Consider the following 23,486-nt stretch of genomic DNA (forward strand, 5'->3'; position numbering starts at 1 on the left):
TCAGGCTGCAGGTGGCGTGACACCACGCGAGGCATGGATGAAGGCGCGTACCGAGTCGGCAAGGCCGGTGCGCAGGGCGGGTGGGAGCACGACCATGCGCACCGCAAACTCGACGACGAACATTGCCGCGACGAGGATCGGGGTCAGCAGGTTGATCAGCAGCGACCAGGCCTGCATCGAACCGGCGAAGAACAGCAGCGTGGATGTCGCCGCAATGGCGACGAAGAACAGGGCCCACGCCAGCGTGGCACGCCGGGTGTAGCGCACCAGCGCCGGGGCCAGCTCCCTGCCGTGGACGATGCGTGCGAAGCGGGTGATCATCGGCTCGGCGCCCTCGACCAGGCTGCGGCCGAAGCCGATTGCCAGCAGCGAGAAGGCGCCGAAGTGCTGGATGAAATAGATCCATTCGAAGCGCGACTCGACCAGTGGCCAGGCGCGCCACAGCAGCACTACAACGGCGGTCCACAGCATCAGCGCAAGTGCGCGATGCGTGCTGCGCACTGCCAGCCCGAAGGCGATCGCCATGTAGGGCACAACGGCCACCAGGGCGCCAAGCGTGCTGGGCTGGTCCGGTGCGGTGGTGAGGTGGGCGAGCAGCAGATAGGCGCCGAACGCGACGGCCAGCAGCAAGGTGCGGCCGAGGCGCATGCCGCGGGTCATCAGGCTACCCGGTGGGCAGCGATGTAATCGGCCAGGCTGCGCAGCGAAGAGAAGATCTTCAGGTTGTCCTCGTTGTCGGCGCGTAGCGAGAAGCCGAAGCGCTTGGATACGACCAGCGCGACTTCAAGGATGTCGATCGAATCCAGCCCGAGCCCTTCGCCATACAGCGGCGCATCGGCTTCGATCTCGCTGGGGGCGATCTCGAGGTTGAGGGAAGAAACGATCAGCTCCGCGACTTCGGTCAGCAGTGCAGCATCAGCGGAGGAGGGTGTGGTCTCGGTCATCTTGGATCAACTGGCAGAAACGGTCGGTCCCGGCGCGTTTCGTGATGGCCTGCGCGCGGGCTGGCCGCCGGGTCGCGACGGGTGCAAAGGCGGAATGTTAACTGGCGTCTGGCGCCAAGGGTGAATTTTCGCTTTTTTGTGGCGCCAGTGACAGGGGGCAAGGCCCGGATTTACCTGATGTTTCTGTTCGGCGTGGCGCCCGGGTTCAGGCCGTCTGCACGATCTCGATGATGCGACCGGCTGTGGGCGGAAGCTGCGGCCTGGGTTTGCGCGATACCTTGACCGGCGACATCGCGGCAATTGCATCGGCCTGCAGCTCCGGGCTGAGGAAGGGCGACAGGCCGCGTGGCTGGCGCGGGTGCGGTGCAAAGCTGTGCTTGGCGGCCTCCAGTTCGGCCTTGCCGGCGCTGAAGTAGCGTGCAGCCTGGATGATCTGCGGCAGGTGGCGTACCACGTGCCACAGGCTCCAGCGGTGCTGCCACAGCTTCTTCGAGAAGCGGCGGCGGTAGGGCTTGCTGTCGTAGTAGCGGCGCACATGCCAGTTGTAGAGCGCGTCCATTTCTTCGCGCGATTCGAAGCCCTTGGGCTTGAACACGAAGTTGAGGCAGTTCATCAGGCGCCAGTCCTCGTCGAACTCGCCCTCGGCGCCGGACACGCATTCGTCCCAGATCGGTGCGCCGTACATCGGGCTGAACTTGGTCATGTTCATCTCGTCGAGATCGAGCGAGAGGATGAAGTCGCTGGTCGCCTTCAGGGTTTCGGGCGTTTCGCCCGGCAGGCCAAAGATGAACAGGCCCTTGGCGCGCAGACCGGCGGCATGGATCTGCTCGACGGTCTGTTTGACCGCGTCCAGGGTGACGCCGGTCTTGTGTCTTTCCATCATCGCCGGATCGGCCGATTCGATACCCATCGACACCATCAGCGCGCCTGCGCGCTTGAGCAGGGCGAGCATTTCGTCCGAGGTGTGGCCGGTACGGATCGCACAGTTGAAATCCACGCCCAGCGGCTTGGAGATGAGCAGTTCGCACAGCTCGTGGATGCGCTTCTTGTGCGCGGTGAACAGGTCGTCGTAGATGTTGATGTGATGTACGCCGAAGTTGTCGCGCAGGTGGCGGATATGGTCGTGCACGTACTGCGCCGAGTTGTACTTGTACAGGCGCTCATACACCGTGCGGTCGCAGAAGGAGCAGGTGTAGGGGCAGCCGCGCGAGGTGATCATGGTCGCGCCCCAGCGCTTCTCGTAGGAGAACAGCGGCAGGTGGTAGCCATGCGGGAAGCCGGCGAGCTTCTCGTAGGCGGGGAAGGGCAGTTCGTCGAGGTCGAGGATGCGCGCGCGACGTTCGTTGATCACCGCGTGGCCGCCACCGTCACGGTAGATGATGTTGGCGATGTCCTTGTCGGCCATGCCTTCGGCCACGTCCAGAATGGCGCCTTCGCCCTCGCCGATGCACAGGTAGTCAATCTCGGGGAAGTGGTCGAGCAGCGGTCCGCCCACCGACGAGGCATGGACGTTGCCGAAAAAGGTCTTGATGTGCGGATGCCTGCGCTTGATCTCGGCTGCCATGTCCACCGCGTCCATGAAGCCCGAGGTAGTGGCGGAAAAGCCTACGAGCTCCGGCCTGGTGGCAAGAATCTGCTCGACGTTGGCTTCCAGCGAGGGGGGTGCATAGGGGCCGAGACAGTCATGGACCTGGGTGGGGTGGCCGTGTTTCTCCAGCCACGAAGCCAGTTGCAGGATGCCGATCGGTGCCATGCGGTTGGCCAGAACCGAAAAATCGGGCTGCCCGGGCACGAAGTTGAACCCGGCGGGATGAACGAGGGTTACGCGCATGTTCGGAGCTCTCTGTGTTGGCGGTGCCCGGAGGCAGGCATGTTTTACCCGAATTGTGCGGTATTTCCAGCGTTCAGATAAGGGTTATATGTCCTCGGGCTGGAAAAATATGCAATGAATTCATCCGTATAGGCAGGGGCTGACAACGGCAGGCCGCGCGAATGCGTGGTTTCAGCCGCCGAGGCGACGCCATTCGCAGCGATGCTGCGCCGCGCCCGGTTCCACGATGCCGATCAGCACATGGCGGTGGCGGCCACAGGCAAGCCAGGCACTGGCGAGCTGCGCCATGCGCTGCCACAGCAGGGCGCTGTCGTCCGTGCCGGGCAGGTAGTAAAAGGCATCCAGTCCGGGCAGGCGCTTCTGCACTGGCAGGGCGGCAAGTACCGCCTGGGTGGCGAGAAAATCGAAGGGCATGGGTGCTTCGCTGCGCAGGCACAGGTCTTCGAGCACGCGCGCAAAGGCCTGGCGCGGGCCGCTGCGCGAGGCGACGAGGATGGCGGTGGCCCCGGCATGCTCATCGGCTGGGGCACAGGCATCGACCCCTGCGAGGCACAGTTCGGCGAGCGCGCCGGCGCGGCGCAGCGGCGGTGCGGAGATCGCAGCGGCAACGGCGCGCGCACGCGCGTTCAGTTCTGCGCTGTCGAATGCGAGTGCGATGCGGGCGCATTCGTTTGCGGCGATGGACCGTGTGCCCTCATCCGCGCCCGTGTCTTCCACCTGCGCGGGTGGGGCGTCTGGCGACGCCCTGAGCACGAGTGCGCCAATGCTGCCACCGAAGCCGACGAGATTGAGCAGGATGTGCTGAGGCGGCTGTGCTTTTCCATCCAGCACCGCCAGCAGCAGGCTGAGCTCGGCCACGCCGCTTGCGCCCAGCGTGTGCCCGAGACGGTGCTTGAAGCTGATGGTGGCCGGGCGGGCGTCGCCGAACACCGCGCTCACTGCGCAGCTTTCGGCCTCGGCGGTGGCGGCGAGATCGCCGCCGTGCAGCTTGAGCAGGTCGATGTCGTCGGCGCGCAGTCCGGCATCGGCCAGTGCCGCATCCATGGTGGCGCGAATCACCCGGCCGTCGGGCGCGGGGCCGGTGGGTGAATGACCATCGACGCCAAGGCGGCAGGCGGCAAGCTCCCAGCCGCTGTCTGCGTTCGCGCGCAACAGCACGCCGGCCACCGCTTCGCCGAGCACCAGGCCCTTGTCGCCCGCCTGGCGCGCGAGCAGGCCGAGGCCGGCAAAGCCTGCCAGCGTGGTGTCGTTGGCCAGCTCGATACCGATGACGAGGGCGCGGTCGATCACGCCCTGGCGGATCAGGCTGGCTGCGGCATCGATCGCGGCGAAGCCCGAGGTGCAGGTGGTGGACACGGTCCAAGGGGTGCCGGCAATGCCGAGCCAGTCGGCGACCTGCTGCGGGAAGGCCGCGGCATCGGGCGGCATGTCGGTTGTGCCGCTCGCGCGCGCAGCGTGCTCGAGCGCGCCCATCTGCAGTGAGGACGAGGCGACGAACAAAGGCGTGTCGGCCCAGTCTGGTGCGGGCAGGGCGGCTGCGAGGTCGCTGCCAACCCGGGTGATGGCGGTGCATGCGCGGGCGCTCCAGTCGGCGTCATCCACCGCCATCGCGAACCAGGGCCAGGCTTCGCCGAGCACCTTGCGTTCGCCGGGTGCGCAGGCCGGGCGGGCGAGTTCGGCGGCGGCCTCGTGCGCGCGCTGGCCCAGCGTCGAGCAGTGTGCGAAGGCGGCAATCCGCACCGTCCGCGTCATGGGCGGCTGGCGATGAAGGCGTCGAGCTGTTCGGCCAGGTTGCTGACGCTGGAGAGGATGCGGCGCGTCTCCTTGCTGTCGGTCAGGCGCAGGCCGTATTTCTTCTGGATGGCCATCGACAGCTGCAGGGCGTCGAGCGAATCCAGCGCCAGCGGTGCTTCGGGCCCGAACAGGATTTCGTCGTCGGTGATCGACGCCGGGTCGCAGTCCTTGTCGCAGGCGTCGACGATCAGTTGTTTGATCGCGTGTTTGAGGTCGTTCATCTTGGCTCGTCAGCGGAGCGCGCGCAGGGCGCGCCGGTTCAGCAGGATCGCGACGGCCAGCGCCGCGAGGCCGAAGGATAGCAGTGCGGCGGCGGGGCCGAGGACGTCGGCGATGGCGCCGCCGCGCAACATCACGCGGTGAAAGCCGTCCAGCGCCCATGCCATCGGCGACAGGTCGGTCAGGGGCTGCATGCCGGCCGGCATGACGAATTTCGGCACCATGATGCCGCCGATCGCACCCATCAGGATGTTGCCCACACCGCCGATCACGGTGGCCTGCTCGGTGCTGCGCGCGCTGCTGGCAATCAGCAGGGCCCAGGCCACGGCGGCGACGCTGACCGCTGCGCTCATCAGCCACAGCGCGAGCAGCGAGGCGGCGCCCGTGGGCAGGGTGAGGGCTTCGCCGCCGGCGAGCGGTACGAGATAGCGTCCGACCAGCACCATCAGCACCGCCTGCACCTGATTGACGACAAAGAAGGGCAGCAGCTTGCCGGCGAGGATCAGGCCGAAGGACACCTGCTGCGTGGCCAGGCGCTGCAGCGTGCCGTGCTGGCGCTCGGCGATGAATACGGCAGAGATCGGCACCACGACGAAGAACATCGAGAAGATCAGCCATGCCGGCACGTTCTGCTGCACCGATGAAGGCAGGGTGGCGGCGCTTTCCGACCCGTCGGCGAGCGTGGGACTGCGAACGGCTTCGACCACGACCGGCAGGGGCGGTGCCTTGCCCGCCACGTCGCGCAGTTCGGGGATCAACAGGCTGCGCCCGATGCGCGCGAGCAGGGTGCTCAGTTGCAGGCGGGTGAGTTCGGCTTCGACTTGCTGGCGAAAGCCGTTGCGTACCGCCAGCGGCACCGTGGGGTCGGCGAGCAGGCGCACGCCCGCCGCGTCAGGGGCTGGGCTGGCGGCGCTGCCAAGCCCGCGCTCGAAGTCTTGCGGAATTACCAGTACGAAGGCGATGCGACCGTCCGCCACTGCTTCGCGCCCGATCTGCTCGCTGTCCAGGGTGCCGAACTCGCGCAGCAGGTCGATGCCGGCGAGTTGTCCCTCCAGCGCCTGCGAGGCTTCGCTGCGGTCGAGGTCGACGATGGCGTAGCCCAGGTCGGCGGGTACGCCGGGTACGAAGGCGTCGCGCAGAGCCATCGACATCACCAGGATGAAGATGGCCGGCATCAGGAACAGGGCGGCCAGCCCGTGACGATCGCGCAGCAGCGCAAGCGCTTCCTTGCGCCACAGGGCGGCGAGCCGGATCAGGGTGCAGGCTGCAGTCATTGTTCAGTCCCGCAGCGAACGCTGGGTCAGGTGCATGAAGACCTGCTCCAGATTCTGCTGGCCGTGGTTCAGGGCCAGCGGCGTGAGCCCGTGCGCGGCGAGATCCTGCAGGATCTGCGGCAGCGCGGCGGCAGGGACCGGGGTCAGGCAGATGCTGTTTGCGCCCTGCGTCGTGACCGTATGCGCTGCTTCCCAGCGCTCGAGCAGCGGTTGCGGCAGATCGCGGTCGAGGCGGAGCAGCAGTTGCGACTCGCCGGCACCGAGCACCTCGGCCAGCGTGCCGCTGGCGAGCACCCGGCCGTGGTCGATGATGGCGATACGGTCGCAGATGGCTTCGACCTCATCCATGTAATGGCTGGTGTAGATCACCGTCTTGCCGGCGTCGCGCAGGTCGCGGATGGCGTCGAGCAGAAAGTGGCGCGACTGCGGATCGACACCGACGGTGGGCTCGTCCAGTAGCAGCAGCGCGGGGTCGCCGAGCAGGCCGATGGCAAGGTTCAGCCGCCGGCGCAAGCCGCCGGAGAGTTCGCCGGCAAGCTGTCTGGCGACGCTCTCGAGGCGGGCGAAACGGATGGCCTCGCTGCTGCGGGCCTGCTGCTGATGCCGGTCCAGCCCCTGCACGCCGGCAAAGAAGGCGAGGTTCTCGGCGACCGTCAACATGGGGTAGAAGGCGTAGTCCTGGGGTACCAGGGCGATCGCATTGGGGCGGGCGCGGCGGAAGTCGGACAGCGTCTGAGCGCTGACCCTGATCTGCCCCTGCTGCGGGGCGATGAGGCCGGCGATGAGCGAGATCAGCGTGGTCTTGCCCGCGCCGTTGGGGCCGAGCAGGCCGAACAGACTGCCGCGTCCGACATCGAGCGTGATGGCATCGAGGGCAGCCATGCTGGCGCTGCGATAGCGATGGCTGATGCGCTCGATGGCGATCATTGGATGGCGCGGTCGAGGCTGCCGAAGAAGGTCTTTTCGCGGGCTGCCTGCTGGCGCAGCAGGGCGGCCAGACGGGCCGGATCGAAGGGGTCGCGGTCGCGGATCATGCGCGCGGTGGCCAGCGCGAACTCGCGCCAGCCGTCACCGATCTCGACCAGTTCGCCGGCCAGTTCGGTCAGCGCCGGACGCGCCGCGAGGCTGGCGGCTTCTTCGAGGAAGGAGGCGTACATGTAGCGGAAACCGCCGCCACCGGTGCCGATTTCTTCCTGCATCCGCACCAGATGGCCGACGAAGAGCTTGGATTTCTGCAGATCGCCACTGGCGGGCAGGCGCTCGACGGCGCGCGCTACCCGCTCCATGCCGCGAATGCCGATCAGCGGAATCGGGGCGCGCAGCATGATGCGCACCGTCTTGCGGATGGCCGCCGGAACCGCCTTGCCCCAGTCGGGCTCGCTGGGGCGGGTTTCCGGGTAATAGAGCAGGCCCTTGGGCGCGAGTACGCCGCGGGCGAAGCGCGCACGGGCGAGGTCGGCCGGTGCGCAGCGCATCGGCTCTTCGAACACCGGGTCGGACAGCAGGTATTCGCCGCTGGCGCTGTCGCGGCCATAGGCGAGCACGTTGTGGGCGTTGAAGTGAAAACGCATGTCGCCGGGGAAATACGGCAACCAGAACACCGAGGTCTGCAGGCCGACCACCTTGCCCTCGTCGAGCAGGCTGTTGAGGCGTGCTTCGCCACGGGCAGTGGAGCGGAAGGTTTCGGTCCGCATGCGGATGCCAAGCGGTTTCTGCAGGCCGCGGATGATCGCGCGCGGCGGCATGCGGTAGGCCACCAGCGGCAGCCCACCGAGCTTGATGAAGGGCAGGTAGGCGAAGGACACGGCCGACGACAGGCCGAGCGCCATCGGCTCGGACAGGGGCAGGCCGTAGTGGCGCACGATGGCCGACATCACGCCGCTCTCGCAATGCGAGGCGTGCTGGTGGCTGAATGTGTTTGGGGTGTCCTGCATTCAATCCACCCGCTTGAGCTGGTCGACGCTGATGCCCAGCGCCTCGGCGTAGCGCGCGAGCAGAGCGGGACGCAGACGGGCGAAGATGTCCGGGCGCAGGTGGCGGCGCACCCGCCACGCCCAGATGCCGCTGATCTGGGACAACAGGGTGAGATCCATGCGTGCCTTGTACATGTGATACTCAAGCGGCGACGTGCTGCCTGCACGTGCCCGCTTGCGCGCGTCAGCCGCAAGGCGGTCGAGGTCTTCCACTGCCTGCAGGGTGACGATTTCCTCGGCCTCCCAGCCGCTCGAGGGCACGATGCCGATGCGGCCATCGGCGCCGCGCGCGTACATGGCCTTGCGGTGGCCGCCGAGGGTGGCGTTGCCTTCCTGTGGAACTTCGTTTGCGTCCATCGTCAGACCACGGTCAGGTGCATGAAACCGCTGGAGAAGCGGCCGCTTTCGGGTACGAAGCACAGCAGGCGCTCGCCTTCGCTCAGGCGGCCGCTGCGCAGCAGTTCGTCGATCATGATGTAGATCGAGGCCGCGCCGGTGTTGCCCCGGGTCGCGAGGTTGGTGAACCAGCGCTCGGGCGCGATCGGCAGGCCGAGCCGCTGCAGGCAGTCGGCGATCTGGTCGCGGAAATAGTGCGAGGACATGTGCGGCAGGAACCAGTCGATCCGGTCGGCGCGGAGCTGGCGACGCTCGATCAGCCGGCGCAGCGGCGCTTCGAGCGTGCTTGCGACCACCTGCTCGTTGAGCAGACGCACGTCCTGCTTGATGGCGAAGATCGACTCCCTGCCCCAGGCCTCGGGCGCGTACCCGGCCCAGCCCTGCAGCCTGCCGCTGTCGTCGCGTTCGCCGCCGGCATACATGCACACCGGTTGGGCGTGGGCCTGCGACGAGAGCTCGATCCAGTCGATGCGCAGTGCGCGTGCACCGGTGCGCGGTGCATCCTGCAGCAGGAAGGCGCCGGCGCCGTCGGACAGCATCCAGCGCAGGAAGTCCTTCTCGAATGCGATCTCGGGATGACGCTCGAGTGCGGCCACGCGGTGTTCGTTCTCGGCCTCGAAACTGCTCCCGCGCAGCACCGCCGAGGGGCGGTCGGAGCCGGTGGTGACGGCGTTGCGCGTGTTGCCGGCGAGCACCGACAGCCAGCCGTACTTGAGCGCGGTGAGTCCGGCCAGGCAGATGCCTGCGGTGCTGACGACTTCACATGCGGGGTTGCCGAGTTCGCCGTGCACCATCACGCCGTGATTGGGCATGATCTGGTCAGGCAGCGAGGTGCCGGTGGCAAGGCATTCGATGTCGTCGAGCGCAAATCCGTCTGTCGCCAGTCCGCGAATGGCCTCGGCCGTCATGCCGGCGTTGCTGTGGGTGGCTGCACCGGTCGCGGGGTCGATGGCGTAGTGGCGCTGGCGGATGCCGTTGTTGCGCAGCACGATGCGACGGGCACGCGAAGGCCGTTCGCCGATGCGGCCGAGTACCGACTCGATGGCCTCGTTGTCGACAGGGGCATTGGGCAGGCAGCAGGCCGTGGCAGTGATATATACGGAGCGGGGTTCAGTCATGTTCGGTCATGCGTGCGTTGCCCGAACCGGAGGGCTGTTCGTAGCGCGCGCGCAGCGCATCGAGGCGGTTCCGGAGCAGGGGAGCGAAGCTGCGCTGCAGCACAAGGCTCAAGGGTACCACCGTAATAATCAGGACGATGAGGTAGGTCACAAACAGTGCGAGCGCCGGCACCCGGCGCAGTTGTCCGGGTTTGCCGAACAGGCGCACGAAGCCGGACCACACGCGAAAGGCGCGTTGCCCGGCGCGTTCGCTGACCACCAGGCGCGGATTGACGCTGACGGCGCGCAGGCCGGTGAGCATCGGGGCCCCACTGCGCTCTTCGTCCCGGGCCAGCGCCGTGACCAGCGCATGGCCGAAGCGTGCGGCTGCTGCGGTCTCGGTCGGCGTGACGCCGGCAGCCGGCAGGCCGAGGAAGCGGTCGCGGCGGCCGGTGAACATCCAGCGCGGCGTGGTGATGAAGGTTGCCAGCGGGTTGGCGTTGTCGGTGAAGGCGACGTGATCCGTGAGGCGTGCGCCGGCAGCACCGAGCAGCGTCACGAGCTTGTCGTAGGCGGTCATCCACATGTTGCGGCAGGCAACGACGCTGACGACGGGCTTGCCGGCAAGCAGGCGCTTTCCTTCGTCGCTTTGCAGGAAGGCGGTGACCGGCTGCGAGGGCGACAGGTACCACACCTGCCAGGCCAGGATCACGAGGTCGAAACTGGCGTCCGGGGCCACCGTCAACGGCAGGTTCGGCCGCGGGTCGAGCCGCACCGACTCGGGAAACGCGTCGAGAAAGCGGAAAAACGGCCACGGGAAGGGAAAGGGCGTCTGCGGGCGCAGGACTTCCTGATGCACACGGATGCCGGCGTCCTCGAGCGGGCGCAAGATCGCGGAAACGACATCCGACAGCTGGCCGCTCTGGGAATAATGGACAACGAGAACGTTCTTCACAGGCCGTGCCGGTCAGTTGGTGACTTTGTGCAGTTCGAGGCCGGAGAACAGCAGCACCTTGTCCTTGCCCTTGCTGGTGGCGAGGATGGTTTCGCCCTTGCCGGTGCCAAGCCCCGACACCAGCAGTTCGGTGTCCGATATCGGATTGAGGCCGATACGCAGCACGAATCCGGGGAGTTCGGAGAAGCTGCATTCGCCCACCAGCAAGCCGTCCTCGAGGCGAAGGGCGAGGCGGTCGGGCATGATGCCCAGCTTCTGCCCGACGATCCGGTATTCACCAACGTAGTCGAGCAGTCGCTGCGGCACCGGCGCCGGCCTCAGGCGCTCGCCGACGAGCATGGTGTCGTCGCCGAAATGCCCTACCAGCACGTCATGGTTTGCCACCTTTGCCATCGAGATGCGGATGCCGTCGAATGCGCTGACCTGCACCGGGATCATGCCGAACAGCTTGTAGCGCAGGCCGAACTGCCCCTCGGGGCGGGGTTTGAGCTGCAGGGTATGGCCCATCACGCTGGCATCGAGCGCATCGTCGCCCGGGCGCACCCGGACCAGCCCGACCATCGAGTCGTACCAGGCCGAGTTGAGGTAGGTCGTCAATCGTGGAGTCCAACGGATTAAGCTGCCATCTGTTTTGCATAGTACTGCTGACTGAAAGCGGCAGGTGAGAGATAGCCAAGGCGTGCCTGCTTGCGTATGCGGTTGTAAAAGATCTCGATGTATTCGGTGATCTCACGCCTCGCCTGCTCGCGGGTGGCATAGGATTGGTGATGGACCAGTTCGTTCTTCAGAGAACCCCAGAAGCTTTCCATCGGGGCATTGTCCCAGCAGTCCGCCTTGCGACTCATTGATGCGCGCATGCCGAATTGCCGCAGCGATGTCTGATAGGTGTACGCGCAATACTGACTGCCGCGATCCGAATGGTGAATCAGCCCTTTGGTCGGTCGCTTCGCGACGACTGCTCGGAATAATGCTTTCGTAACCAGCTCTTTGGTCATCCGCTCAGCCATGGCGTAGCCGACCAATTCGCCGTTGAACAAATCCTTGACGCCAGCAAGGTATAGCCAGCCCTCATCGGTCGCAATGTAGGTGATGTCGGCCACCCAAGCCCGATTGGGCGCTGCCACATCAAATTGACGATCCAGCAGATTAGGCGCCAGCGGCAGTGAATGATTCGAATTCGTTGTCGCCTTGAATTTGCGTTTCTGCTTGCAACGCAGTCCCAGCTTTGTGCGTAACCTTTTGATGCGATACACGCTGGCCGGGATGCCGTGATCCGCAAGATCTGATTGCAGGCGTTGTGGCCCGTAGGTTTCTCGTGTGCGTCGATGCGCAACCTTGATCTCGGTCTCCAGGTGCGCATTCTCTTGCGCCCGTAACGAGGGTGGGCGTTGGCGCCAGGCGTGATAGCCGCTCTCCGAAACACTCAGCAGCCGGCACATCACCGCCACAGGGTGGTGTAGTCGCAGTTGGTCAATCTGTGCGTACTTCACCGCGACTCCTTCGCGAAATACGCCGCACATTTTTTTAGCAGATCGCGCTCCAGCTTCACTTCCGCCAATTCCTTGCGCAATCGCGCCAGCTCAACTTCCGTCTCTGTCGGCAACCGTTGGCCTTGCCCCACTTTGGCAAGCTTGCCCGCACGCGAGGCCCTGACCCAGTTGCCAAGACTGCTCTTCGGCACCGAAAGGCGCTTGGCCGCTGCATCCACCGAAAGCCCTTCTGCCTCCACCAACTTCACTGCTTCCGCCCGAAATTCCGGCGTGTAAATCCCTTTCGGCATCCGTTCCATGTGCGTCCTCCGTTCGTGCAATTTTACAAAACGTTGGACTCCATTTTTTTCAGCCTACCTCAAGTAGCGTGCAAGCTGGTCTGGCGGCAGCGCCACGTCGGCGCTGGAGGCTAGCACCGGCTCGGGCTGAACGATGCCGGCCTTGGCTTCGAGGGCAAGCTTCAGCGCTTCGGTGGCGACCGTCTTGACCACGCCCTGCGAGGTGGCCGAGTTGGAAGCGACGATGATGCCAAGTTTGTGCTCGGGCAAGACCACCATCATGCTGTGGGAGTCGAGCAGGGTGCCGCCGTGACTGGCCACGGTGCCCGCGTTGCGGATCTCGATACCCGACAGCAGCCAGCCCAGTCCGACGCGAAAGCCCATGTCGAGCTGCACATGGGTATTCTGCGGGCGCAGCATCTCGGCAAGGGTGTCGGCGCCGAGCAACTGCCGCTCGCCGGCACGTCCGTCGGCAAACACCCAGCGCATGAAGCGGCTCATGTCGTCGACGTTCGAGACGAGTCCGCCGGACGGCAGGTCGCGCAGGGCCAGCGCGTCGATTTCTTCGTGGCGGTTGTACACCTTGAGCGCAGGCTGCGACTCGAAGCGGGTGTGCACCATGCCCAGCGGGGCGAGCAGGCGCTGTTGCAGATGCTGCTCGAAGGGCGTGCCGGCGGTGTGCTCGATTGCCGCACCCAGCAGGCTGACAGCCAGATTCGAGTAGCCGAAGATGAACTCGGGCGGATAGGCGACGTATTCGTTGCGCACGGCCTCCACCAGGCTGGTGAAGGGCGCCGGAGCCGAGGTGGTCAGCATGCCGCTCAGGTGGTTGGCGGGCAGGCCGGAGTGGTGGTGCATGATGTTGCGCGGCGTGATCGGCGTCGTGTTGTCGAAGCGAGATCGCACCGAGAAGGCCGGCAGTGCTTCTTTCAGCGGGCGGTCGATGTCGATGCGGCCCTCTTCTGCAAGCTGCATGGCGGCGGTTGCCGTGAGCACCTTGGCGATTGACCCGAGCCGGTAAGGGGTGCCGGGTGTGGCGGCGATCTCGCGCTCGGCGTCTTCGTAGCCGAAGCCCTCTGCCCAGACTACGCGCTGGTCGTCGACCAGCGCAACGGACAGGCCGGTGACCTTGTTGTCGGCCATCTCCTGCTCGATCAGCCAGCGGGCGCGCTCGATCGCATAGCGGAAGTCGCCGCGTTGGAGGTCGGGCGGGCGCTGCGGAGCGGTCGCGCAGGCGCCCAGCGCCAGTACACATGCGCTCAGGGCGAGGCGACGGAGAAACGGGCGAAAGCCGGGAGCGGAGCCTGAAGCGAACATGACGGGTCTGGTGCAGGAGGTCGGACTAACCGAATGTTGACAGGGGTGGCCGAGGCTCATGAAGTGACGTGCGACAGGCGACCCATGCGGGAAAGTGCTTGCCTGACAAAATCTTACTAATTATACATACGTCGGCTGAATTCAGCCCGTGCCGTACGCCACATGTCCTTGTTCCTGATGATGTAATCGGACGGGTTGAACCCGGCACATATGGGCGGAGTCGAAGCATCCGACATTTCAAGGAGACACTCTCGATGAACATTCCGCTGAACGAGCAACGCACGATTGCTGCCCGCCTGGTCGCGCTGACGCTGATCTCGGACGGAGAACTCGCCAATCGCGAGGTGGAGGCGCTGGACCGGCACGAGATTGCGGCACTGCTGGGGATCCCCCGCGACGTACTGATTCAGGCCGTCATCGATCACTGCCAGGAGCTGCTGGCGCGTGGAGGGAATACGGAGGCCGTGCGCCTGCTGGATCTGGAGCAGGTCGAGCACATGCTCGATCGCGTCACCGATCCGTCGCTGCGGTCCCTGACCTGCCAGGCCATGCTGGTGCTGTCGAAGGCGGACGGGCGGATTTCCCAGCCCGAGCAGACCTTGCTGCGCCACGCCCTGAGCCGCTGGGATCTGTCTCTGAGCGAACTCGGCGCGCAGCGCTGAAGGCGTGTCAGGTCTGCGCCGCGGCGGTGAACCGGTGCGGCCCAGCCTCAGGCGCAGGACACCGTTGCGGGCAGGTGGCGGACATGAACGGCGAGCCAGACGGTGTCGGGTGCAGTGGATTCGACGCGATGGCGGCAGTGGGCGGGGATGGTCACCCAGTCACCCGGTCGCATGGACATGCGGCTGTCGTCATCGAAAGCGAGCTCCGCGCTACCGGTCACGACCATGACCCATTCGTCGTCGGGCTGGTCGTACCAGAAGCCGGGCGGGCTCGCGCTGCCGTGGGAGACGATCCGTTCGACGCAGGTGGTGTCCGTCTGCAGCAGCGGCAGGAATTTTTCACCGCCTTCTGGAGCGCCGAGATCGGCAAACAGGTTGCCGGTGGACTGCAGCAGTGTCGCGCTGCGTGTTTCTCGTTCGAAAGTCATAGGCTCTATTTTAGTATCGATCCCTTATTAGCCTATTCTTATGGCGCGCTGCTGACCAGTTCAATCGTGTCTTTTTCCAGGTCGCGGCTAAGTGCGGAGATCAGCGTTCGCTGCATCTTCACGTAGCGTTTCTCGCCCGGGGCATACCAGATCAGGAAGTGAATCCGCACCGGCTCGAGGCCGGCGATGGTCTGACCCCCGGTGGCGTGGCGGGTGCTCCAGACTTCGACCTTCCAGGCGTCGAAGCTGCCGGCCGGTACGCGGACGGTTTCGCGTCCGATCACTTCGCCGGTGCCGTACCAGCCGCCCCAGTTGCCATCGAGGTCGGGGGTCGGAATGCCGCGCCACGACGTGTCCTGCTGAAGCTCGGCAAAGGCGCTGATGAAGGGGCTGAACTCGGTGCCGAGGCCGCCATCATGCGCGATGCGTGCTTCGCTGCCGCGCCATCTCACCTGGGTGCCGGCAGGCCCGGGGGCGGGCTCGGTGTCCTGCATGCGTTCGGTGACTGCGGTGCCGTCCTGGGCGCTTACGGTGACGACAACAGTACGTTTCGGGCTGGTTGCCCACAGTCCGCGCGTCCGATAAACCCAGCTTTCGCCCGCTCGCGGCAAGCGGCTATCGACGGCGGCTGGCGCCGGTCGAGGGCGCACAGGCGCGGTTTTCGGCGCCGCTTCAGGCCGGGTGACGATCACGGCTTCGGGCGCGGTACGTTCGGGCTGGGGGGGGGCGGTCGCGGCGGGCTTGGCGGTTTGGGCTGGCTTGGGCGCAGGCTGCGGTGGCGGCGTGGTGGTCTCGCGGGGCTTTGCTGCGGGCGTGGGTGCAGCGGGTGCAGCAGGTGCAGCTGGTGGTGCGGCGGCGGGTGGTGCAGTGACCGCCTGTTTGGTGGGGGCTTCCGCTGGTGGGTTTGCGCCCGCGGCCTCGGCCGGCGTGGAGGGTGTGGCCCCGTCGGTGGCGGCTGCCGGGGGTGCAGGGGCAGGCGGCTCCGCTGCGGCGAGCAGGGTGGGGGTGGGGTGATCGGTGACAGCGTCTCCCGGTTCGCCGACGCTGGTTGCCGGGCGTGTGGCATCGTCAATCGTCAGCTCGTGCCATGACAGCCAGCCACCCGCTGCGAGCGCGACGCAGGTCGCTCCGATGATCGCCGGCAGGCGCCAGCGCGGCTTGTCGGTACCGAAGATGCGATCGAGCGCCTTCAGGACTTCGCCTGTCGATGCATCCCACTGCTTGTGGTTGATCTCGATGGCCTGGCGTCGTGCAAGTGCCTTGAGGTCGGGCGGGAGCGCATCTTCGCCGGGCATTTCCGCATCATTGACCAGTACCGGCAGTACGCGGATCTTGCGCCGCAGTGCGGCGGCGGTCTCAAGGCGGACGAAGTCGTGGGGGTCGTCGATGCGGCGTTTGTCGCTGCCGATGTCCTCGCCCAGCCATTTGGGGCCGATGAGCACGAGCAGGACGGTGCATGAGGCGACCGCGCTGTCGATGGCGTCGATGAAGTCGGTGCCGGGGTCGATGCCTTCGACATCCATGAACACGCGCTCACGCCCGAAGCGGGCCGCGAGCCGGTCATAGAGGCGGCCTGCGTAACCCGATGAGTCCTCGCGGCGATAGCTGATGAAAATCCCGTCCATGCGCAGCTCCCGTGTGCGGGGCGAGGCGGGCGGCCGAGGTCGGTCGGCCCGCCTGCTGAACTAAGCATAGTCGGGTACAGCCGCCTTTGTGGCGGCCTTCAGCTGCCTTTCTTGGCGTCGATGAGGGGAACGACGCCTTCGAACTCGAAGCGCTTGCGCCCGGCTTCCATCTCGGTGAGCGGCTCGCAGGGCTTGAGTGTGGCGAGGCTGCGCACGGTCAGGTCCTGATAGCAGCGGGTGCCGTCGACTTTCCAGTTCATTTCCTGCTCCGACAGATCACGCATGATCTTGGCGGGCATGCCGGCGACGAGTTTCCCTGCGGGGACTTCCATGCCGGCTTTGACGAAGGCGCAGGCGGCGACGATGCTCGATTCGCCGATGCTGGCGTTGTCCATGATGACGGCGTTCATGCCGATCAGGGCGTTGCGACCGACACGGCAGCCATGCAGCACTGCGCCGTGGCCGACGTGGCCATCGACTTCGATCACGGTGTCGGTGCCGGGGAAGCCGTGCATCACACAGGTGTCCTGGATGTTGCTGCCTTCTTCCAGCACGATGCGGCCGAAGTCGCCGCGCAGCGAGGCGAGCGGGGCGACATAGCAGCGCGGGCCGACGATGACGTCACCGATCAGTACAGCATCGGGGTGGACGAAGGCGGTGGGGTGGATGACGGGTTTGAGACCGTCGATTTCGTAGCAGGGCATTGGGTGTCTCCTGGTCTCGTCTTCTGCATTTTTATGCGGCAGTGCTGGATTGTTGCGTATTCTGGTTCGTGCCTGGCGCCCAGTCGCGGCGCGGGCGGTCCGTCGGCGCCTGCTGTCGTGGCCTTCGGCTGCCCTCGCTGCGAACCTGCGCAGGGGAGGCGATGCAAACTCGCCCGGCTGCGCCGGACTCAGACATGCATCGCCTTGTTTCCCCTGCGCAGGCCCGCCGCTCGGCACGACAGAAGTTGCCGCCGGGCCGCCCGCGCCACGGCTGGGCGCCGTGAGCGAGGGGGCGTGATCTGGGTAAGAGCGAAAAGCCTGAATTGCTGAAGGCTCTGACCCAGTTCGCCGTGGTCTTACTCTACGTGGTAGCGGCGTTGTACGACGCGGAAGCGATTGGCGACGAAGGCGCTGTCGGAGTAGCTCGCGTTGGCTGCCGGGTTCATGCCTACGCCGTGGTAGTCGGAGAAGGCTGAGGACTGGTTTACGAATACGCCGCCGGTGAGGTTGATCGACAGGGCCACGCCGGCACGCAGGCTGGCGTCGGTCATGGCGTCGATGACGTCCTGCTTGCTTGAGTACAGGCCAACGGTGAGCGCGCCGTGTTCCTTGACGATGCGTTCCGACAGGGCGATGGCTGCGGCGCCGTCGGCGACCCTGACCACGAAGCTGACCGGGCCGAAGCGCTCTTCCATGTAGCTCTTTTCGTCGGCCGCGTCGCAGGTGAGCAGCACCGGGGTGCGGACTTCGGCCTGCGGGAAGTCGGGATGTTCGACCTTTTTGGAAGCCAGTACCACCTTGCCGTATTCGCCCGCTTCAGCGATGCGGCCGAGGGTGGCTTCGGACTGGATGGCGCCGAGCACGGCGGTCGCGACCGCCGGGTCAGTCAGGAACTTGTCGATGGCGGCGCCGAGGTCGGCGGCGACTTCGTCGAAGGACTTGTGACCCTGGTCGGTGTCGATGCCGCCGGCCGGCACCAGGATGGCCTGGGTGGTGGTGCACATCTGGCCCGAGTACAGGCTCAGGGTGAAGGCGAGATTGCGCATCATTGCCTTGTAGCTGTCGGTGGATTCGATGACGACGTTGTTCACGCCTGCGAGTTCGGCATACACCTGGGCCTGGCGGGCGTTGTCGATCAGCCACTGGCCGAAGACGTTGCTGCCGGTGAAATCAATGGACTTCACTGCGGGGTGGGTGGCGAGCGCCTGGGTGGCGGCGCGCTTCTCGACCACGGCCAGCGACACCAGGTTGGGGTCGAGGCCGGCTTCGCTCAGCACTTCACGCGCGATCTTCACCGTCATCGCTGCCGGCAGAATGGAGTTGCTGTGGGCCTTGATGATGACCGGGTTGCCGGTGACCAGCGTGGCGAACAGGCCGGGGTAGGTGTTCCAGGTCGGGAAGGTGCCGCAGCCGACGACCAGACCGACGCCGCGACCGACGATCTCGTAGTGCTTCTTCATCTTCAGCGGCGGGTTCTTGCCCTGCGGCTTTTCCCAGATGGTTTCGGCCGGCACCCGGCTCATCTCGTCCCATGCGTAGGCAACGGCTTCCAGGCCGCGATCCTGCGCATGCGGGCCGCCGGCCTGGAAGGCCATCATCCAGCCCTGACCGGTGGTCATCATTACTGCGTGCGCAATTTCAAAGCTGCGCTTGTTGAGGCGGTCGAGAATTTCGAGGCAGACGCCGACACGGCCTTCTGCGCCGACCTTGCGCCAGCCTTCCATTGCGTTCTGCGCGGCGGTAATCAGGGCCTCGGGCTCGCACACCGGGTAGCGCACGTCGAGTGCAATGCCGTAGGGCGAACGTTCGGTGGCTGCCCAGCCGGTCTGGCCCGGCTGATCGAGCTCAAATTCCTTGCCGAGGCAGGCGTCAAAAGCCTTTTTGCCATCGTCGGCAGCCGTTTCACCATATACCTTGGGGCTGGGCATTTCCGGGAACGGTGTCCAGTAACCGCGACCGTGAATGGCGGCGATGGCTGCGTCCAGGGTGGCCTTGTGCTTCTCGAACAGCGGATGGGTCATGCCTTGTCTCCTCAGATTTTTTGGGGCCGTCGGACGGGTCCGCGCGGGGTGCTTCGTATGTCGATGGTGCAGAAAAAGGGCAAGTGAAAAAAGCTTGTCTTTTGATCTGGATCAAGATTACTATTGATTGACCGGTCGGTCAAACAACGAAAACAGTTGTCGTCCCGATCCCGGAGTTGAACTCCGGAAAGAACAATTCCCCAGCGTGCACCAGCGCGCGGGGCAAGACAAGGCCAGGAGGAGACAAGATGAGCGCAGCAGCCGGATACGGTGAAACCATTCGCCTCGAAATCGATGCGGGGGTGGCCACACTGACCCTGAACCGACCCGATCGTCTGAACAGCTTCAACGATCAGATGCACGGGGAAATGCGTGCCGCGCTTGCACAGGTGAAGGCGGGGCGGGCGGACGGTTCGGTCCGGGTGCTGGTCATCACCGGTGCGGGGCGCGGTTTCTGTGCCGGACAGGATCTCTCCGACCGTTCGGTTGCGGCCGGCGGCGAGGCGCCTGATCTGGGTGCGTCGGTGGAAAAGAACTACAAGCCGCTGGTGATGACGCTGCGCAATCTCGATCTGCCGGTGATCTGTGCCGTCAATGGCGTGGCGGCCGGCGCCGGTGCCAACCTGGCGCTGGCCTGCGACATGGTGTTTGCAGCCCGCTCGGCGAGCTTCATCCAGGCCTTCTGCAAGCTCGGCCTGATTCCCGATACCGGCGGCACCTGGATTCTGCCGCGGCTGCTGGGCCCTGCGCGGGCAATGGGGCTGGCGCTCCTCGGCGACAAGCTGGCAGCAGAGCAGGCCGAAGCCTGGGGTCTGATCTGGAAGTGCGTCGACGACGAATCCCTGATGCCCACGGTGCAGGCGCTTGCAGCACAGATGGCCAAGGGGCCGACCTTCGGCTTTGCCCAGACCAAGAAGGCGATCTGGGCCAGCTCCACCAATGACTTTGACACCCAGCTCGACCTCGAACGCGACATGATGCGCGATTGCGGTCGCTCGCACGATTATCGTGAGGGTGTCGCCGCCTTCATGGAAAAGCGCACGCCCGAGTTCAAGGGGGACTGAGCCGTGGCCCTCGACAAGAATGTAAAGGTGCTGGTCATCGGTGCCGGTGCCATGGGTGCGGGCATCGCCCATGTCGCTGCGCTGGCCGGACATCCGGTGTATCTGTATGACACCCGCGCCGAAGCTATCGACAAGGGCCTTGGCGGGATCGCGAAGGATCTCGATTTTCTGGTTTCGAAGGGCAAGCTGGAATCCACCGCGCGTGATGCGGCCATGGCGCGGCTGACCGCTGTGACGGATCTGGCCGCTGCCAGTGATGCGGGTCTTGCGATCGAAGCCATCGTCGAAAACCTCGAGATCAAGCAGAAGCTCTTCCTGCAGCTCGAAAGCCTGCTCGGCGACGAGGCCATCCTTGCCTCCAATACGTCGTCGCTGTCGATTACCGCGATGGCCGCAGTGCTGGCCCGTCCTGAGCGCCTTGCCGGCCTGCACTTCTTCAATCCGGCGCCGCGCATGAAGCTGGTCGAGATCGTCTCCGGCCTCGCGACTGACCGTGCAGTGGCCAATACCTTGTACTCCACCGCAAAAGCGTGGGGCAAGGTGGCCGTACATGCGAAATCCACGCCTGGCTTCATCGTCAACCGGGTGGCACGACCCTTCTACGCCGAGGCGCTGCGGGTGCTCAATGAATGCGCGGCCGAGCCCGCGAGCATCGACGCCGCAATGCGCGAATGCTGCGGCTTTCCGATGGGGCCGTTCGAGCTGATGGACCTCATCGGCCACGATGTGAACTACGCCGTCACGCGCTCGGTATTCGATGCCTATTTTGGTGACAAGCGTTTCACGCCGAGCCTGATCCAGCAGGATCTGGTGCTCGCCGGACGGCTCGGACGCAAGAGTGGGCGCGGTTTCTACGCCTACGGGGCCGACGTCGCGAAACCCGTGGCCAGGACCGAGGCGCCCGCGACGGCCGAGCGCAGCGTGACTGCGGTGGGCAGTCTCGGTGTGGCCGAGCCGCTGCTGGCCAGGCTCGAAGCCGCGGGTGTCGGGGTGACGCGCAAGGCTGGACCGACGGGGGCTGCCGGGTGGCTGGAGATCGGCCGCGGGCGCCTGATGCTTTGCGACGGCCGCACTGCCGCCCGTCGCACGGCCGAAGAGGGCTTGAGCAATCTCGTGCTGCTCGATCTGTGTCTCGATTACGCCACCACGCCGCGCGTTGTGCTGTCACGTGCGGACCACTGCGGTCTGGGCGCGTGGCATGCGGTGGTCGGCACGCTGCAGCAGGCTGGCCTGGCGGTGTCGCGCATCGACGACGTGGCCGGGCTGATCGGTGTGCGCACGGTCGCCATGCTTGCCAATGAGGGCGCGGATGCGGTGCTGCAAGGCATCGGCTCTGCGGCCGACATCGATCTTGCGATGCGCTTCGGCACCAACTATCCGAAAGGGCCGCTGGCCTGGGCGGACCAGATCGGTGTGCGCTTCGTGGCGCGGGTGCTGCACAACCTGCGTGAGCATTATGGTGAGGAGCGTTACCGCGTCTCGCCGCTGATCCTGAGAAAAAGCCATAACGGAGACAGCTTTCATGAGTGAAGTGATGAATCGTGACCTGAACGCCGGTCTTGACCCCCAGGCGCTGGCCGAGCGCGTGCGCGATGGCATGTTCGAGCGCGACCAGGCTGCGCGTGGCCTCGGCATGACCTTTACCGATGTGGGGCCGGGGCGTGCGACGATGACCATGACCGTGCGCGAGGACATGCTCAACGGCTTTCGCATCTGCCACGGCGGTTTCATCACCACGCTCGCCGATACCGCCTTTGCCTATGCTTGTAACAGCGGCAACGAGATGACCGTGGCTTCGGGCATCAGCGTGGACTTCATGGCGCCCGGCCGTCCGGGAGACGTATTGAGCGCAGAGGCACGCGAAGTCTCCGCCTCGGGCCGTACCGGCGTGTACGACATCACGGTGACGAACCAGACGGGCGAGCTGATCGCCGTGATGCGCGGCAAGTCTTACCGGATGAAGGGCCGGCCAGTGGTTGAGCTGTAACGAATACAAAAATACAAGAACACCAGAATCAGATCGGACATAGAGGAGCAGGAGACAAAAATGACGGTGAATACATATTCCCCACCCGAACTCGAGCCTATCGAAAAGGCCAGCATCGACGAACTGCGTGCCCTGCAACTTGAGCGACTCAAGTGGAGCGTGCGCCACGCCTACGAGAACGTGCCGCACTACCGCAAGGCTTTCGACGACAAGGGCGTGCATCCGGACGACCTGAAGACGCTCGAGGATCTGGCGAAGTTTCCCTTCACCACCAAGCACGACCTGCGCGACAACTACCCCTTCGGGATGTTCGCAGTGCCGATGAACAAGGTGGCGCGGGTGCATGCCTCCTCCGGCACCACCGGCAAACCGACCGTGGTCGGCTACACGCTGAAGGACATCGACACCTGGGCCAACGTCGTGGCGCGCTCGATTCGTGCCTCGGGCGGCCGGCCGGGTGACATGGTGCATATCTCCTACGGCTATGGTCTCTTCACCGGCGGCATGGGCGCGCACTACGGTGCCGAGCGTCTTGGCTGCACGGTGATCCCGATGTCGGGCGGGCAGACCGAGAAGCAGGTCCAGATCATTCAGGACTTCAAGCCCAGCATCATCATGGTGACGCCGTCCTACATGCTGACCATCCTCGACGAGATGGAAGCGCAGGGCATCGACCCCAAGAGCACCTCGCTCAGGATCGGCATCTTCGGTGCCGAGCCCTGGACCCCGGCGATGCGCCTGGCGGTTGAGGCCCGTGCGGGGATCGACGCGGTCGACATCTACGGTCTGTCCGAAGTCATGGGGCCGGGCGTCGCCAACGAGTGCGTCGAAACCAAGGATGGCCCGACGATCTGGGAAGATCATTTCTATCCCGAGATCATCAACCCGGAAACCGGTGAAGTCGTGGCGGACGGCGAGGAAGGCGAGCTTGTCTTTACGTCCCTGAGCAAGGAAGCGATGCCGGTGATCCGTTACCGCACCCGCGACCTCACCCGTCTGCTGCCGCCGACTGCACGCAGCATGCGCCGCATGGCCAAGATCACCGGGCGCTCGGACGACATGCTCATTATCCGCGGTGTGAACGTGTTCCCGACCCAGATCGAAGAGCTGATCTGCAAGATGCCCAAGCTGGCACCGCAGTATCTGCTCGAGGTCGACAAGAACGGCCACATGGACACGCTGACGGTGAAGGTCGAGGTCAACGCCGAGGCCAATGTTGGTCGTCATCCGGAGCAGAAAGAGGCGCTGGCCAAGGAGCTCACCCATCACATCAAGGCCCTGATCGGTGTGTCGTGCAAGGTCGTGGTTGGCGAGCCGTTCTCGATCGAACGGGTGACCGTCGGCAAGGCCAAGCGCGTAGTCGATCGCCGGCCGAAAGAATAAAGCATCTCCCGCGGCCAGCTATCCCGCTGTGCCGCTTGTGAACC

General features: G+C 65.4%; 23 protein-coding genes. 5 read left to right on the forward strand and 18 right to left on the reverse strand.

Annotated features, from left to right (window positions below):
• From CEW87_RS07550 to CEW87_RS07615, 14 genes are all read right to left on the reverse strand, one after another.
• The gene (locus tag CEW87_RS07550) at positions 1 to 660 is read right to left on the reverse strand and encodes a hypothetical protein (RefSeq protein ID WP_108972129.1); all 660 of its coding nucleotides are present in this window, start codon (positions 658 to 660) and stop codon (positions 1 to 3) included.
• Positions 660 to 944, reverse strand: a complete 285-nt coding sequence (locus CEW87_RS07555; protein ID WP_108972130.1) for a phosphopantetheine-binding protein — start codon at positions 942 to 944, stop codon at positions 660 to 662. The genes CEW87_RS07550 and CEW87_RS07555 overlap by 1 nt, the downstream gene beginning before the upstream one ends.
• Positions 945 to 1,149: 205 nt before the next feature.
• Positions 1,150 to 2,775: a B12-binding domain-containing radical SAM protein gene (locus tag CEW87_RS07560; RefSeq protein ID WP_108972131.1), complete on the reverse strand. Its 1,626-nt coding sequence runs from the start codon at positions 2,773 to 2,775 to the stop codon at positions 1,150 to 1,152.
• Between the two features lie 171 nt (positions 2,776 to 2,946).
• Positions 2,947 to 4,527, reverse strand: coding sequence for a beta-ketoacyl synthase N-terminal-like domain-containing protein (locus CEW87_RS07565; RefSeq protein ID WP_108972132.1), 1,581 nt, complete (start codon positions 4,525 to 4,527; stop codon positions 2,947 to 2,949).
• Positions 4,524 to 4,790, reverse strand: coding sequence for a phosphopantetheine-binding protein (locus CEW87_RS07570; RefSeq protein ID WP_108950227.1), 267 nt, complete (start codon positions 4,788 to 4,790; stop codon positions 4,524 to 4,526). The genes CEW87_RS07565 and CEW87_RS07570 overlap by 4 nt, the downstream gene beginning before the upstream one ends.
• A gap of 9 nt (positions 4,791 to 4,799) precedes the next feature.
• Positions 4,800 to 6,062, reverse strand: coding sequence for an ABC transporter permease (locus CEW87_RS07575; RefSeq protein WP_108972133.1), 1,263 nt, complete (start codon positions 6,060 to 6,062; stop codon positions 4,800 to 4,802).
• Positions 6,063 to 6,065: 3 nt separating this feature from the next.
• Positions 6,066 to 6,989 (reverse strand): ABC transporter ATP-binding protein, encoded by a 924-nt coding sequence (locus CEW87_RS07580; protein ID WP_108972134.1) that lies wholly within the window; start codon positions 6,987 to 6,989, stop codon positions 6,066 to 6,068.
• Positions 6,986 to 7,996 (reverse strand): BtrH N-terminal domain-containing protein, encoded by a 1,011-nt coding sequence (locus tag CEW87_RS07585; protein WP_108972135.1) that lies wholly within the window; start codon positions 7,994 to 7,996, stop codon positions 6,986 to 6,988. Before CEW87_RS07585 ends, CEW87_RS07580 begins: the two co-directional genes overlap by 4 nt.
• Positions 7,997 to 8,392, reverse strand: coding sequence for a hypothetical protein (locus CEW87_RS07590; protein WP_108972136.1), 396 nt, complete (start codon positions 8,390 to 8,392; stop codon positions 7,997 to 7,999). It abuts the gene before it with no gap.
• Positions 8,393 to 8,394: 2 nt separating this feature from the next.
• Positions 8,395 to 9,549 carry a beta-ketoacyl-ACP synthase III gene (locus tag CEW87_RS07595; protein WP_108972137.1) on the reverse strand — a complete coding sequence of 385 codons (1,155 nt, stop codon included), beginning with the start codon at positions 9,547 to 9,549 and terminating at the stop codon, positions 8,395 to 8,397.
• Positions 9,542 to 10,483: a hypothetical protein gene (locus CEW87_RS07600; protein ID WP_108972138.1), complete on the reverse strand. Its 942-nt coding sequence runs from the start codon at positions 10,481 to 10,483 to the stop codon at positions 9,542 to 9,544. Before CEW87_RS07600 ends, CEW87_RS07595 begins: the two co-directional genes overlap by 8 nt.
• A gap of 12 nt (positions 10,484 to 10,495) precedes the next feature.
• On the reverse strand, positions 10,496 to 11,080 hold the full coding sequence (locus tag CEW87_RS07605) for a hypothetical protein (protein ID WP_108972139.1): 585 nt from the start codon (positions 11,078 to 11,080) through the stop codon (positions 10,496 to 10,498).
• 17 nt (positions 11,081 to 11,097) lie between these two features.
• A protein-coding gene (locus CEW87_RS07610) for an IS3 family transposase (protein ID WP_108971792.1) occupies positions 11,098 to 12,272 on the reverse strand; the annotation gives its coding sequence in 2 pieces (ribosomal slippage) (positions 11,098 to 12,011 and positions 12,011 to 12,272; 1,176 coding nt in all).
• A gap of 54 nt (positions 12,273 to 12,326) precedes the next feature.
• The gene (locus CEW87_RS07615) at positions 12,327 to 13,568 is read right to left on the reverse strand and encodes a serine hydrolase domain-containing protein (RefSeq protein ID WP_159098112.1); all 1,242 of its coding nucleotides are present in this window, start codon (positions 13,566 to 13,568) and stop codon (positions 12,327 to 12,329) included.
• 254 nt (positions 13,569 to 13,822) lie between these two features.
• Here CEW87_RS07615 and CEW87_RS07620 point away from each other — a divergent pair, with 254 nt between their 5' ends.
• The gene (locus CEW87_RS07620) at positions 13,823 to 14,230 is read left to right on the forward strand and encodes a TerB family tellurite resistance protein (protein ID WP_108972141.1); all 408 of its coding nucleotides are present in this window, start codon (positions 13,823 to 13,825) and stop codon (positions 14,228 to 14,230) included.
• A 47-nt stretch (positions 14,231 to 14,277) separates the two neighbouring features.
• Here CEW87_RS07620 and CEW87_RS07625 read toward each other — a convergent pair whose 3' ends face one another.
• From CEW87_RS07625 to paaN, 4 genes are all read right to left on the reverse strand, one after another.
• The gene (locus CEW87_RS07625) at positions 14,278 to 14,658 is read right to left on the reverse strand and encodes a cupin domain-containing protein (RefSeq protein WP_108972142.1); all 381 of its coding nucleotides are present in this window, start codon (positions 14,656 to 14,658) and stop codon (positions 14,278 to 14,280) included.
• A gap of 38 nt (positions 14,659 to 14,696) precedes the next feature.
• Entirely contained in the window at positions 14,697 to 16,283 is a 1,587-nt protein-coding gene (locus CEW87_RS22565; RefSeq protein WP_199917145.1) for a toll/interleukin-1 receptor domain-containing protein, read from the reverse strand.
• 98 nt (positions 16,284 to 16,381) lie between these two features.
• Positions 16,382 to 16,987 carry a phenylacetic acid degradation protein PaaY gene (gene paaY, locus CEW87_RS07635; protein WP_108972143.1) on the reverse strand — a complete coding sequence of 202 codons (606 nt, stop codon included), beginning with the start codon at positions 16,985 to 16,987 and terminating at the stop codon, positions 16,382 to 16,384.
• A 356-nt stretch (positions 16,988 to 17,343) separates the two neighbouring features.
• Positions 17,344 to 19,008 carry a phenylacetic acid degradation protein PaaN gene (paaN, locus tag CEW87_RS07640; RefSeq protein ID WP_108972144.1) on the reverse strand — a complete coding sequence of 555 codons (1,665 nt, stop codon included), beginning with the start codon at positions 19,006 to 19,008 and terminating at the stop codon, positions 17,344 to 17,346.
• A gap of 248 nt (positions 19,009 to 19,256) precedes the next feature.
• Here paaN and paaG point away from each other — a divergent pair, with 248 nt between their 5' ends.
• The 4 genes from paaG to paaK are packed head-to-tail and all read left to right on the forward strand — an operon-like array spanning position 19,257 to position 23,442.
• Positions 19,257 to 20,072: a 2-(1,2-epoxy-1,2-dihydrophenyl)acetyl-CoA isomerase PaaG gene (paaG, locus tag CEW87_RS07645; RefSeq protein WP_108972145.1), complete on the forward strand. Its 816-nt coding sequence runs from the start codon at positions 19,257 to 19,259 to the stop codon at positions 20,070 to 20,072.
• Positions 20,073 to 20,123: 51 nt separating this feature from the next.
• A complete protein-coding gene (paaH, locus tag CEW87_RS07650) occupies positions 20,124 to 21,602 on the forward strand; it encodes a 3-hydroxyacyl-CoA dehydrogenase PaaH (RefSeq protein ID WP_234421742.1) in 1,479 nt (492 codons plus the stop codon).
• Entirely contained in the window at positions 21,595 to 22,059 is a 465-nt protein-coding gene (gene paaI / locus CEW87_RS07655) for a hydroxyphenylacetyl-CoA thioesterase PaaI (protein ID WP_108972147.1), read from the forward strand. The genes paaH and paaI overlap by 8 nt, the downstream gene beginning before the upstream one ends.
• 60 nt (positions 22,060 to 22,119) lie before the next feature.
• Positions 22,120 to 23,442 carry a phenylacetate--CoA ligase PaaK gene (gene paaK, locus CEW87_RS07660; protein ID WP_108972148.1) on the forward strand — a complete coding sequence of 441 codons (1,323 nt, stop codon included), beginning with the start codon at positions 22,120 to 22,122 and terminating at the stop codon, positions 23,440 to 23,442.
• Positions 23,443 to 23,486: the final 44 nt, after the last annotated feature.

The sequence above is a fragment of the Parazoarcus communis genome (assembly GCF_003111665.1).
Classification (GTDB): Bacteria; Pseudomonadota; Gammaproteobacteria; order Burkholderiales; family Rhodocyclaceae; genus Parazoarcus; species Parazoarcus communis_B.